This is a genomic window from Geodermatophilus amargosae (genome assembly GCF_900116515.1).
GTDB lineage: Bacteria > Actinomycetota > Actinomycetes > Mycobacteriales > Geodermatophilaceae > Geodermatophilus > Geodermatophilus amargosae.
In genome coordinates, this window is sequence record NZ_FPBA01000014.1 from 61259 (window position 1) to 73256 (window position 11998).

The 11998-nt window shown below is 71.5% G+C and carries 11 protein-coding genes and 3 pseudogenes; 7 read left to right on the top strand and 7 right to left on the bottom strand.

Annotation, left to right across the window (positions count from 1 at the left end):
• Positions 1 to 132 precede the first annotated feature (132 nt).
• A complete protein-coding gene (locus tag BM414_RS17615; protein WP_139245934.1) occupies positions 133 to 522 on the bottom strand; it encodes a hypothetical protein in 390 nt (129 codons plus the stop codon).
• Positions 523 to 1164: 642 nt separating this feature from the next.
• On the opposite strand from BM414_RS17615, the gene BM414_RS17620 reads away from it, so the two are divergent.
• The 3 genes from BM414_RS17620 to BM414_RS17630 all read left to right on the top strand — a co-directional run bounded on the left by BM414_RS17620 (position 1165) and on the right by BM414_RS17630 (position 5530).
• A complete protein-coding gene (locus BM414_RS17620) occupies positions 1165 to 2382 on the top strand; it encodes an APC family permease (RefSeq protein ID WP_281246750.1) in 1218 nt (405 codons plus the stop codon).
• 114 nt (positions 2383 to 2496) lie between these two features.
• Positions 2497 to 2970, top strand: coding sequence for a universal stress protein (locus BM414_RS17625; protein WP_093581391.1), 474 nt, complete (start codon positions 2497 to 2499; stop codon positions 2968 to 2970).
• A gap of 445 nt (positions 2971 to 3415) precedes the next feature.
• Positions 3416 to 5530, top strand: a complete 2115-nt coding sequence (locus BM414_RS17630; RefSeq protein ID WP_245784803.1) for a glutamine synthetase III family protein — start codon at positions 3416 to 3418, stop codon at positions 5528 to 5530.
• A gap of 513 nt (positions 5531 to 6043) precedes the next feature.
• On the opposite strand, the gene BM414_RS17635 is transcribed toward BM414_RS17630, so the two are convergent.
• From BM414_RS17635 to BM414_RS31620, 4 genes and pseudogenes are all read right to left on the bottom strand, one after another.
• Positions 6044 to 6928 (bottom strand): Rieske 2Fe-2S domain-containing protein, encoded by an 885-nt coding sequence (locus BM414_RS17635; RefSeq protein ID WP_093581395.1) that lies wholly within the window; start codon positions 6926 to 6928, stop codon positions 6044 to 6046.
• 138 nt (positions 6929 to 7066) lie between these two features.
• Positions 7067 to 7333 (bottom strand): hypothetical protein, encoded by a 267-nt coding sequence (locus BM414_RS17640; protein WP_093581397.1) that lies wholly within the window; start codon positions 7331 to 7333, stop codon positions 7067 to 7069.
• 344 nt (positions 7334 to 7677) lie between these two features.
• The gene (locus tag BM414_RS30915) at positions 7678 to 7785 is read right to left on the bottom strand and encodes a hypothetical protein (protein WP_245784804.1); all 108 of its coding nucleotides are present in this window, start codon (positions 7783 to 7785) and stop codon (positions 7678 to 7680) included.
• Positions 7786 to 7864: 79 nt separating this feature from the next.
• Positions 7865 to 7945: pseudogene (locus BM414_RS31620) on the bottom strand (hypothetical protein); the annotation flags it as partial.
• A gap of 41 nt (positions 7946 to 7986) precedes the next feature.
• Here BM414_RS31620 and BM414_RS32000 point away from each other — a divergent pair.
• From BM414_RS32000 to BM414_RS31835, 4 genes and pseudogenes are all read left to right on the top strand, one after another.
• Positions 7987 to 8079 (top strand): annotated as a pseudogene (locus tag BM414_RS32000) (tyrosine-type recombinase/integrase); the annotation flags it as partial.
• Positions 8080 to 8097: 18 nt separating this feature from the next.
• Positions 8098 to 9111, top strand: coding sequence for a tyrosine-type recombinase/integrase (locus BM414_RS17650; protein ID WP_245784805.1), 1014 nt, complete (start codon positions 8098 to 8100; stop codon positions 9109 to 9111).
• Between the two features lie 174 nt (positions 9112 to 9285).
• Positions 9286 to 9582: a hypothetical protein gene (locus BM414_RS17655; protein ID WP_093581401.1), complete on the top strand. Its 297-nt coding sequence runs from the start codon at positions 9286 to 9288 to the stop codon at positions 9580 to 9582.
• A 162-nt stretch (positions 9583 to 9744) separates the two neighbouring features.
• A pseudogene (locus tag BM414_RS31835) lies at positions 9745 to 9990 on the top strand (GNAT family N-acetyltransferase); the annotation flags it as partial.
• Between the two features lie 29 nt (positions 9991 to 10019).
• On the opposite strand, the gene BM414_RS17665 reads toward BM414_RS31835, so the two are convergent.
• Both BM414_RS17665 and BM414_RS29515 read right to left on the bottom strand, forming a co-directional pair.
• On the bottom strand, positions 10020 to 10886 hold the full coding sequence (locus BM414_RS17665; protein WP_093581403.1) for an alpha/beta fold hydrolase: 867 nt from the start codon (positions 10884 to 10886) through the stop codon (positions 10020 to 10022).
• A gap of 138 nt (positions 10887 to 11024) precedes the next feature.
• Positions 11025 to 11978 carry a DoxX family protein gene (locus BM414_RS29515; protein WP_175551657.1) on the bottom strand — a complete coding sequence of 318 codons (954 nt, stop codon included), beginning with the start codon at positions 11976 to 11978 and terminating at the stop codon, positions 11025 to 11027.
• Positions 11979 to 11998 lie beyond the last annotated feature (20 nt).

Below are 11998 nucleotides of genomic sequence, written 5' to 3' on the forward strand. Positions count from 1 at the left end.
ACTGCTCGGGCTTCGACCCTCGCCGGGCACGGACCCGCGTCGTCCCTGCGGGTGGCATGCCCGCGATCCGCTGCCTCCGAGGTCGACCTCGCCGGAGGCGTAGCGGCCTCGGGACTCGGGCGCGTGCGGTCGTCACCACCCCACCCGCAGGTCCGCGAGGATGGCGACAGTGAGGAGGACGGCAGCGACGAAGTCGACGGTGGCGCAGAACGGGGGCCACCACCGGGTGTTCGCCACGAACCCCGTCCGGTGCTGCCAGAGATCCTTGAGACCGTGCCCGGCCAGTCCCGCGACGAGCACCCATCCCGATCCGTTCACCCCCACCGCTGCGATGACGACGAAAGCCGAGGCGACGCAGGTCTCGACGGCCAGGACCTGGGTCCGCCCGTCGGCGACTCCGAACCCGATGTAGACCGCGGCGATGAGCGAGAGCCCGAGTGCGTAGACGGTTGCCGGGTCCAGCCACGAGAAGGCCAGCGGCGACGCAGCCTGGAGGCTGCCCCACAGCACTCCCCAGGCCACCGGCGTACGCAGGGCCCGGCCGCGAAGGACGTCGGTGCCCGGCCGCCGAGCGTCCGCGGCGTGCGGCAGACCAGTCATGACGGTCGGCCGCCCATGCGCTCACCGGAGGTCGCAGGACAGGACCTTCGCCCATTGCTCACCGGCAGGTCGTCCGTCGGCGGACCCAGGGGGCTGCGCCCGCCGGTGCACAGCTTGTCCGGGAGCGCGTGCTGACGGAGCGCGGCGGCGGCGAGCGGGCCGACGGCGGCCGAGCCGGCCGCCAACCGGGCCAAGCGACGTCGGCAGGCCCGACCGCCTTCCTCCCGCGCATCACCGTCCTCGACTGGTTCCGTCTTCATGAGTGGTGCTGCAGTCGTGGGCACGGACCGAGGCTGGGTCAGCCGCATGCGCGGCGCCAGGACGCCGTGTTGACGATTCCGGCCAGGCAGATCCCGTACGGTGTCGGGGGCCGGGCAGACGTCGCGGTGGTCTCTCCGTCGGCGCAGGCCCTCGGCGTGACCGGTCCACTGGAGGCCCTTCTCCGGCGCCACGTCTGGTCTCGGGCGCGGGATGCCGCACGCTCAGGGAGCCGCGGATGACGTCCGGTGGGCAGGTCACAGGAGTCCGCGCTGTCCCGGTCGTTCGAGCCCGCGGGCACTCTCGATGACGAACCCCCACCGCTCGGAGCGACGGGGGTTCGGCTCGGTGTCCGAGGGGCGACCCGCTACACACGCACACGACTCGACGGCTGGTGACGGGCCGTCATCTCGTGTCCGAGGAGGGACTCGGGCACCGCGACGGGGGCCCCATCCATCAGCGGCCCCCGTCCTGACCTTCTTCATCACGATCTGCATGCTGTCGGCCAACATGGCCGCCGTCGGATCGCTGGCGTCGGGTTTCGTCCGGTACTTCGCCGGGGTCGTCGGGATGTCCGAGGACGCGGTCGTCCCGACGCTGCTGATCGCGCTGGCCTTCATCACCGTCATCACGGTCATCAACCTGATCGGGATCAGTGAGTCGGTCGTGGTGAACGTCATCATGACGTTCATCGAGATCAGCGGCCTGGTGATCATCATGATCATCGGGGTCGTCGCGCTGTTCACCGGCATCTCCGACCCGGGCGTGCTGCTGCAGTTCAGTGGCGAAGGCAGCAAGGCCATCGCCGTGGTCTCCGGCGTCTCGCTCGCCTTCTTCGCCATGACCGGGTTCGAGAACGCGGCCAACGTGGCCGAGGAGACGATCGACCCGTCCCGGGCTTTCCCGCGGGCGCTGATCGGCGGCATGCTGACTGCCGGTGTGGTCTACGTGCTGGTCTCCGTCGCCGCAGCCCTGGCCGTGCCGATCGACGTCCTGTCCGGCAACACGCTGCTGGAGGTGATCCGGGCCGGGATCCTGCCGATCCCGGTGAGCGTCATGCTGATCGTCTTCGGTCTGATCGCCATGATCGCGATCAGCAACACCACGCTGGTGACCGTCGTCGCCCAGTCCCGGATCCTGTACGGGATGGCGCGCGAGGACATCGTCCCCTCGGTGTTCGCCAAGGTCCACCCGACCCGCCGCAGCCCGTACGTGGCGCTGCTGTTCGGTGCCGCGGTCGTGGGCGCGCTCCTGCTGATCGGCGCGCTGATCCGACTGAGCGGCTCCGACATCGACGTCGTCGACCGACTGGCCACGATCACCGTGGTGTTCCTGCTGTTCATCTACGCGTTGGTGATCGTCTCCTGCCTCAAGCTGCGGGGCAGCGACGAGACCCCGGACACCTACCGGGCGAGCACCCCGCTGCTGATCCTCGGCATCGTCGGCAACCTGGTGGTGCTGGTCTACACCGTCGTCGACGACCCGGGCGCGCTGCTGTGGGTGGCCGGGCTGCTGGCGATCTGACTGGTCCTCTTCCTGGTCCAGCACTTCGGCAAGAAGCGGGTGCGGCCGGCGGGCGCCGAGGGCGGGGACCCTGCAGCCGCCGACGCTCCGCCGACCGACAGGGGACTCTGAGCCATGCACGTGATCGTCGCCACCGACGGGTCCCAGGCCTCCCTGGCGGGCGCCAAGCAGTTCCAGTGGATCGCCGACTCCCGCGAGATCACCGACGTCACCGTGGTGGCCGTGGTCAGCCCCTACGCCGCGGTGCCGTTCGCCAACGAGCTCACCGAACGCCGCAACGTCGAGCCGACCGACTTCAGCTTCCAGGCGGAGGCCGCGGCCGCGGTCGACCTGGTCGCCGGCGTGTTCGACGGCTGGGGTCCGACCATCCACAAGCAGGTGCGCAGCGGTTCGCCCGCCTCGGAGATCATCCGGGCGGCCGAGGAGGTCGGCGCCGGCCTCATCTCGCTGGCGTCCGGCAGCCGCGGGCTCACGGCGACCATCCTGCTGGGCACCACCGCCTCGCGCGTGCAGCACTCCGCGCCCTGCCCCGTGCTGGTGTGTCGGCCTTCCCGCACGGGCGACGCGAGCGCCGCGCCGGTCGGCTGATCTCGGGGGCGCGCCCCTCCGGACTCCCCGCCCGGCCCACTCGCCTGTCTCCACGTCGCGGACCTCGTCCCCGTGTAGCCCCCTCGCGATCCCGGTGGAGACCGGGGACAGCACCAGGGGGTTGGAGCGCCTGCTCAGCCGAGTGCGTGGCGGACGAGGCAGGCACGACGACGAGGACGACCGGAAGCATTCCGGTGGTCTCGGCGAGGTCGAGCGAGCGACTGGAGCGTCGGACGCCGTCTCGAGTGCGAGGCAGTGGCGGCACGCATCGCGAGTCCGGTGTTCACGGGCGCGAAACGCCCCCGGTGCGGGGCGTTCCTAGGTTGGTGGCATCGGGTTTCGCCGGGGTTCCCGAACGCACCGCCATCCCAGGGGAGCCGCCATGAGCGGGAACGCCGTTCGTACGCAGGCCATCACAGGCGTCGAGGCCTATGCGCCCCCAGCCGTGAGCTTCACGGCCGGAGAGACCCCGGGTGAGGTCTTCGGCGCCAATGTCTTCAGCAAGGCCGAGATGCAGAAGCGGTTGCCCAAGTCGGTCTACAAGTCCGTCCTCGCCACCATCGACCATGCCGCGCGACTCGACCCGCTGGCCGCCGACTCAGTCGCCGCGGCGATGAAGGACTGGGCGATGGAGAAGGGTGCGACGCACTATGCGCACGTCTTCTACCCGCTGACCGGGCTGACCGCGGAGAAGCACGACAGCTTCCTGGAACCAGCCGGTGACGGATCGGCGTTGGCCGAGTTCGCCGGCAAGACCCTGGCCCAGGGTGAGCCGGACGCCTCCAGCTTCCCGAGCGGCGGGCTGCGCAACACCTTCGAGGCCCGCGGGTACACCGGCTGGGACGTCACCAGCCCGGCCTACGTCCTGGAGAGCCCCAACGGGAACACACTGTGCATCCCGACGGTCTTCGTCTCGATGAACGGCGAGGCTCTCGACCACAAGACCCCGCTGCTGCGCTCTCAGCAGTCGATGGCCAGGCAGGCCGAGCGGGTGTTGCGCCTGTTCGGGCACGCCGCGCCGGACGCGGTGGTGTCCTACTGCGGCCCCGAACAGGAGTACTTCCTGGTCGACCGGCACTTCTTCCTCGCCCGGCCGGACCTGCTCAACGCCGGCCGCACACTGTTCGGCGCGAAGCCGCCCAAGGGCCAGGAATTCGACGACCACTACTTCGGTGCCATCCCCGAGCGCGTGCTGGGCTTCATGATGGACACCGAGCGAGAGCTGTTCAAGCTCGGTATCCCGGCCAAGACCCGGCACAACGAGGTCGCGCCCGGGCAGTTCGAGATCGCCCCGATGTTCGAGCGCGGGAACGTGGCCGCCGACCACCAGCAGTTGCTGATGACGACGTTCAAGCGACTGGCGCGGAAGCACGGCATGGAGTGCCTCTTCCACGAGAAGCCGTTCGAGGGCATCAACGGCTCGGGCAAGCACGTCAACTTCTCCCTCGGCAACGCCACGGAAGGCAACCTGCTGCTACCGGGGGACACCCCCCACGAGAACGCGCAGTTCCTGGTGTTCTGTGCCGCGGTGATCCGCGGAGTTCACAGGTACAGCGGTCTGCTCCGGGCCTCGGTCGCCTCGGCGAGCAACGACCACCGCCTCGGCGCCAACGAGGCACCCCCGGCGATCATCTCGATCTTCCTCGGGGACCAGCTGGCCGACGTCTTCGACCAGGTGGCCAAGGGCGGGGCCACGTCGTCCAAGGAGAAGGGGACGCTGATCATCGGCGTCGACACTCTGCCGGTCCTGCCGACCGACCCCGGCGACCGGAACCGGACGAGCCCGTTCGCGTTCACCGGCAACCGGTTCGAGTTCCGGGCACCCGGCTCGCAGCAGACGGTCGCCGGCCCGATGGTCACGATCAACACGATCATGGCCGAGGCGCTGGACCACATCGCCACGGAGCTCGAGGCCGCCGTCGCCGCCGGTACCGAGTTCAACGTCGCGGTGCAGAAGCTCCTCGAGGAGATCATCACCGAGCACGGCGCCGTCGTCTTCAACGGCGACGGCTACTCCGATGACTGGCAGGTCGAGGCGGCGGCGCGTGGGCTGCCGAACCTGCGGACGACGTTGGATGCGCTCCCCGAACTGGTCTCGGAGTCGGCGATGCAGCTCTTCAGCACCTACGGGGTCTTCAGCGAGCGGGAGATGCACAGCCGGTACGAGGTCGGGCTCGAGCACTACGCGCTGACCGTGGGCGTGGAGGCGCGCCTGACCCTGGAGATCGGGACGACGTCCGTCCTCCCCGCGGCGGTGCGTCACCAGACCGAGGTCGCGCAGAACATCGGCGCGCTCAGGGCCGCCGGCGTGGAGGCCGACACGTCAGCGCTGGACGAGGCCACCCGTCCGCTCACCGAACTGCGGGTGGCGCTGGCCGGTCTGCGCTCGGCACTGGACGAGCACCCCGGCTCGACGGTGATGGACGAGGCGCAGCACGTGCAGGACGCGCTGCTGCCGGCGATGGCGGCGGTGCGGGCAGCGGTCGACGTGCTCGAGGGCCTGGTCGCTGACGACCTGTGGCCCCTGCCGACCTATCAGGAGATGCTCTACATCCTCTGATCAGGCACGACAGATCCTCTGTTCAGGCACGACGCTGCGCTGGAGCGCGTCGGGCCGAGTGCCACGGGACCGGCGATGGAGGCGGGCTTGTGGCCGGCCGGTGCGGCGCGTCCGCCCCGCGTGCGCAGCGGTGTCCGGGGGCGCCGGTGGTCCGCTGGTGCCGGCGGGTGCGGCTGCCGCGGCGGTGGGGTCGCTGGCGCAGGTCGGGATCGGATCGTCTGCGCCGCCGAACCGTTCGAGCGGGCTGTCCAGCAGGTTGGCGTCGAGGTGTCTCGGAGGCAGCCTTCAGGGGGCGACGCGGCGTCAGGACTCGTGCCAGGACGATGCGGGCTCGCCCCGACAGCTCTGGTGCCCCGGGCGGGCGGACCCAGAGCACCCAGTCGCGTCGTCAACGGCCCGACGGGAGCGGGGCGCGGTTCGACCCTGCTGAGGGTGCGCGGACCGGTCCTCCGTGACCAGTGCCCGAGCCGTGCTCCCGTGAGGAGCGGCGCAGCGGGATGGGCGTGAGGACGCTCAGCTGCGGCCCTCGACCACGCTGCGGGGATCGACGTCCTCTCCGGCCAGTCCCCGCGCGTCGTGGTGCTGCTCGTGGAAGGCCAGCCACTCCTGGCCGAGCTCCTCCCGGCGCGCCCGGTCGGTGTTCTCGCGGAAGAGGGGCAGGGGGTCACGCTCCTCCTCCTGCAGGTGCTCCTCGTTGACCTCGCGGGCCCTCCGTAGTGCGTGCCGCCAGCCCTCGCTGCCGACGGCGTGCTCCTGCACTGTCCGGACGCTGTCGCGGATCTCGTTGTGGTCGTGGACCGCGTGCTCGGCTTCCTCGGCTCCCTCGTCGGCGGCTCGCGCCAGCTTCGGATAGAGGATGGCCTCCTCTGCGCTCGCGTGGATCTCGAGGAGGTCGCGCAGGGTGGCCCACGCTGCCGTCAGCTCCGGTGCATCCGTCAGCGAGTCGATGGCCTCGAACTGGCGGCGCATCGCCGCGTGTTCGAGCTCCACGAGGACGGTGACGTCGGTGTCCGGACGCGCGGCGGGCGACGGCCCCGCGTCCTCGTGGGCCGCTCGGTCGTCCTCGGCCGGCTCGGGGTCCTGCGGCTCACCGAGGACGAGTGCTCCGTCGGCGACCGTGACCGACCAGGTGGCCACCCCGGATGGCGCCGGGCCGTCCACGACGGCGCCGGTCGTCACGTCGAAGGTGGCCATGTGGCACGGGCAGACGACGGTCTGCCCGTCCAGCTCGCCCTCTGCCAGGGAACAGCCGGCGTGCGGGCAGGTGTCGTCGAAGGCGTGCAGGGTGCCGTCGAGCATGGCGACTGCCACGACAGAACCCTCGTGCTCGGCGGTCACCATCTCCCCCTCGGCAGGAGGTGCGGGCGAGGACGGCTCCGATGGGGGCATGCCGGCCATCTACCCACGGCCGGTCCGGCTACCCGACCGTCACGTCCCGCGACCACGGCTGCACCCGCGGCTTTCAGAGGTCGTGACGAGCACCTCGTGCCCCAGCGCCTCGTGCGCGCGGTGGTACCGATCTGCTCGAGCGACGGGTCATCCGATCGGCACGCCGTTCAGCGCGGCGGTGACCGCCGCCTCCCCGTGCGCTCCCGTGGTCGGGAAGACCGGGACGGGACCGTGGTCAGCCCCGACGAGCAGCTCGACCCCGGTGCAGTCGAGGATCACATCCTGCGCTCCCGCGTCCAGGAGCTGTTCGATGACCTGCCGGCACAGCTGGCGGGACTCCGTCCGCACGGTGCCGAGGCACAGCTCGTCATAGATGACCGGTGGAGCCCGGCCCGGTCCGGAGACCGTGAGCACTGCGGAGTCAGTGGCCGTGCCCGCCGAACCGCGGAAGCCGCCTCCCCGTCCGGACACCGGTGACGCGCGGCTCACCGCTGCGAGCGCAGTCCACCCGGTCACGGTCTGCCCGACCGGCGTGCCGCAGCGGGCCGGTCAGGCCGACCCGTCCGCCGACGGTGTAGCTCCGTGGGCGACCTGCGCGCAGGTGGGGCAAGGCGTGGCGTGCCGCTCCTCCTGCAGGGAGCGCTGGAGGTCGAAGGGACCACAGCGGGGGCAGCGGACTCGTTTACCGGCACGGGTGCTCCTGTCGGAGGGAGTTGGCCGGTGCTCCGGGCCGGTGAGGCCCGGAGCACCGGTGCGGGTCAGTCGGCGGTGAGGTCGCGGCCTCCGCCGGCGCCACCGGGGAGGATGTTCCGGTCGAAGATGGACAGGGGGATGCTGAGGGACACAGCGCTGTTGGGGATGTCCACGACGCCGCCGATGCGTCCCTCGATGGGGGGCGGCGCCGAGGAACAGATAGGCCTGCTCGAAGGTCCAGTCCAGGGTGGGCATCAGGTAGTTGATGGCGTTGAGGCAGGCCTGGCGGTAGGCGACGGTCGCGTTCACGTAGTAGTTCCGGCCGCCCCCCACGCCCGAGCAAGCAGCGCCTGGACGCCCATCTCACCGGGTGGATGGGGACCCAGCGATTGCGCCCGTCCACGGTGTCCTCCTACCGGAGGAACATCCGGCTGCACATCGACCCCTACCTCGGGGCGCAGACGGTCGCCCGGCTGACCGGCCTGATGGTCGACGCCTGGATGCGCCAGCTCGAGGTGTCCGGAAGGGCCGACGGAACGGGTGGTCTGTCGGCGCGGGCCGTCCGATACGGCTTCATCCTCCTGCGAGCGGCGCTGAGCGATGCGGTCAGGCAGGGGCGGCTGGCGGGGAACCCGACCGACCGGGCGACCCCGCCGAGCCCGTCGGAGGCTCGGCCGCCAGAGATGCAGGCCTGGACCGCAGCTGAGCTCGCCCGGTTCATGCGCTGGGCGGACGCCGATGACCCAGACCTGGCCATGTGCTGGCGGCTGCTGGCGGCCACCGGGATGCGCCGGGGTGAGGTCCTCGCGCTGCGGTGGCGCGACGTCGACCTGGACGCTGGCCGGCTGCAGGTGCGTTGCAGCGTCGGGACGGTCAAGGACAAGGGCGCCGGCCAGCGACTGATGGAAGGCCCGACCGAAAGCGGCCAGTCCCGGGTCGTCGACCTCGACGCCGGCACCGTCGCCGCGCTCCGTGCCTACCGGGCGGCCCGTGAGCAGGTGTCACCTGGCTTGGTGCGGGATTCCGCGCTGGTGCTGAGCGGGCTCGACGGCAGCCACCGCCACCCGGAGCGGTTCTCCCGCCGCTTCACCGCCCAGGTCGTGCGAGCACGCAAAGCACTGGGGGAGGAGCAGTTGCCGGTGATCCGGCTGCACGACCTGCGCCACACCCACGCCACGCTGCTGCTTGCCGATGGCGTGCCGGTGAAGCTCGTCTCCGAGCGCCTGGGGCACGCAAGCGCCACCATCACGCTCACCGTCTACCAGCACGTGCACCCCGGCATGGGCCGGCGCGAGGTCGGCCTGCCACCGCGTCGGCGCCGGATCTCGCGCCTCCGCCACCCCGACCATGTCGTTCCCGGCCGCTCTGGCGGCTGCCGCACCGACATCGACTCGCCGGGACTGTGTGACCGGCTCGCGCCACACGGCCCTGCATCACCTCCGCCGAGGAGCACGCATGACCGGAGAGCAGGAGCTCGGGCAGGACCGCGATCGCCCTGACCGGCCGGCGGGCGTGCGCTCAGCCGGACCTCCGGTGCCAGACTTCTGGCAGCCCTTCTTGCCTGCGGGCTGGCGATCGTCGTGGCGTTTCAGGTGTCGCTGGTCGCGGGCGCTCCATGGGGCGCCGCCGCGTGGGGCGGGGCCCAGCCCGGCTAGCTGCCCACGAGCCTCCGGGTGGCGAGCACGTTCAGCGCCGCACTCCGGCTGCTCGCCACCTTGACCGTGCTGTCGCGGGGTGGGGTCACGACGGTGCCCGTCCCGTACTCCTTCAGCGCGCGTGCGTTCTGGGCGCTGACCGCGATCCTGGGGGTCGGTGCGGTGACGATCGCAGCCTCGCCGAGCAACTGGGAGCGCTTCGGCTGGGCACCCTTCGTGCTCGTACTCGCCGTCCTCTCCCTTCGGCGGGCCCGGTCCCCGATCGACGGGCACGGAAGGATCCCAGACACCATTGAACGGAGCGGGATGGCATGACGCCGGACGTGGCCACGGGCTACCTCGCCTCCCCGGAGGCGCTCCCGGCAACGGTCGTAGCGCTCCGGTCCGGGATGCCGCCGGAGTGGTCCAGCTACCTCGTCATCGACCCCGTGGAGGACCTCGTCGTGGGATCGGCGGGTTCACGGACCGCCCGTCGACGGGGTCGTGGAGATCGGTTACAGCGTGGCCCCCGACCACCGTGGACGCGGGCACGCCACCGCCGCGGCGGGGCTGTGGCTCGACCTCACAACGCGGAAGGGGGTCTCGTTGGTCCGGGCGCACACCCTGGCGGAGGAGAGCCCATCGATGACCGTCCTGCGGGGGCTCGGGTCGCTGAGATCGACGACGCGGAGGACGGTCCGGTGTGGCGGTGGGAGCGCGCACCGGTGCGGACGGCGTGACTGACGACCGTCCCCGGTCGCTCGTGGGGGTGCTCACCGTCCTCCGGCGCGGCCGGTGTTGTCCATGATCGCGCGGATGAGCAGCGGCCACGCCCCACGAGGCAGGTCGTGGCCCATCCCGGGGACGAGCACGAGGCGGGCGCCGGGGATGGCCTCGGCCGTCGCGTGCCCGCCGGAGGGATGGCACATCAGGTCCGCGGTGCCGTGGATGACGACGGTGGGGACCGTGAGCAGGTGGAGCGCCTCGGTCCGGTCCGGGGCGGCGCGCACGGCGCGGTGCTGGCGTCGACGGCCGTCGCGCGCGTCGGGATCGCGCTCGAACGCGAGCGCGCTGACCCGCCGCAGCTCGTCGAGGTCCTGGTCGAAGCCCGTCGACCCGATCAGGGAGAAGACCCGAACGCGGCGTTCGATCGCCTCCTCCTCGGTCCGGGGCGGTCGGGCCAGGGCGTGGCGGAAGACGCGCAGGGAGGTCCGGCCCTTGCCGCGGCGACCGGGGGTCGACATCAGCGAGGCCAGCGAGCGCACGCGACGGGGATGCCTGATGGCCATCGTCTGCGCGATCATCCCGCCGAGCGAGGCACCCACGATGTGCGCTGAGTCGACACCGAGGGCGTCGAGGAGGCCGACGGCGTCGTCGGCCATGTCCTCGAGGGTGTAGCGGCGTCCGGGCAGGTGTGTGGAGCGGCCTGCGTCGCGGTTGTCGAACCGGACCACTCGGAAGCCCTCGGCCGCGAGTTGCCGGCAGAAGTCCTCTGGCCAGTGGATGAGCTGGAAGCCCAGGCCCATGATCAGCAACATCGGAGGGGCATCTGGGTCCCCGAACGCGTCGTAGCAGAGGTCCACCTCGCCGACGGTCGCCATGCGCGGTGGGTGGTACGGCACCGCAGCGGCGGCGCTCATGCCACGGCCTCCTGCACCTGGGCCCGGTCACGGTGGTGGGAAACGCGGAGGCTGGCCACGGAGGTCTCCTTGTCCTGTGCTCGGGAACGCGGGGAGGCGGGGCGACGTAGGCGCTGCGTCGCCCCAGCCAGTTGACGCTCACTTCTCCTGTTCGGGCGTCCGCCCCGCACCCGTCGCGGCGTGTGATCGATCCGACGGGAGCTCCGAGTCCGGCCGGATCGACCCGGTCAGCGCGCGCACCTCGGCCCAGGTCGTAGGGACTGTGACCTGCGCAGGGTCGAGGATGTGGAACGTCGAGCTCCGCATGCGGGTGCGGTAGGACCGCATGACGCCGACGTGTAGACGCGACCGGGTGTACTCCTGCAACGCCGGCTCGTCGGCCCACGACGACCAGGTCCAGAACGTCCCGGCCAGCGGGCTGGCGGCCAGCCGCAGCGTGATGGCGCCGGCCGAGGTGCGGAAGGCGCGCCGCAGGCGCAGTGCGGCGCGGAGGAACCCCGGGACGTCCCGCAGTGATCGCAGCTCCAACCGGGAGACCATCACCACCCCGGGGCAGGACGGGTGCGCGGACCCGTGGGTCGGCGGCAGCGTCACAACCGGCCTGGCAGGGTCCCTTCGCTCCGGTGGTGCGCTGCGCTCGTCGCGGCGCAGGCCGGCCCAGACGGCAACGGCGGCGGCGATGAACACGATCTGGATGACCGTCCGGACACCGAGCGGGGTCGGCGCCTCGCCGTTCAGCCCGGTGCCGGACAGGGCCGCGTAGACGTTGGCGGGGAACATCGCGAGCAGCAGGCCGGTCAGGCCCGCCGCCGACCAGCGTGCTGTAGGCCGCCACAGCAGCCCGGCCGCCCCGGCCAACTCCAGGATCCCGGTCGCGGTGACCAGCAATCCGGGTGCCGGCAGCGCCGGCGGCACCATCGCGATCAGGTCCTCCCGCAGGGCCACGAAGTGGGTGGTGCCGGTCATGGCGAACATCGCGGCCAGTCCACCGCGTAGCGCGGTGGTCCAGTGCCCGTGCAGTGACCGCGAAGTTGCAGCGGAGATGACGATTACGACGCCGGTCGTGCTGATGAGGACGAGCAATGGGGCCATGGTGACCTCTCCGTTCCAGG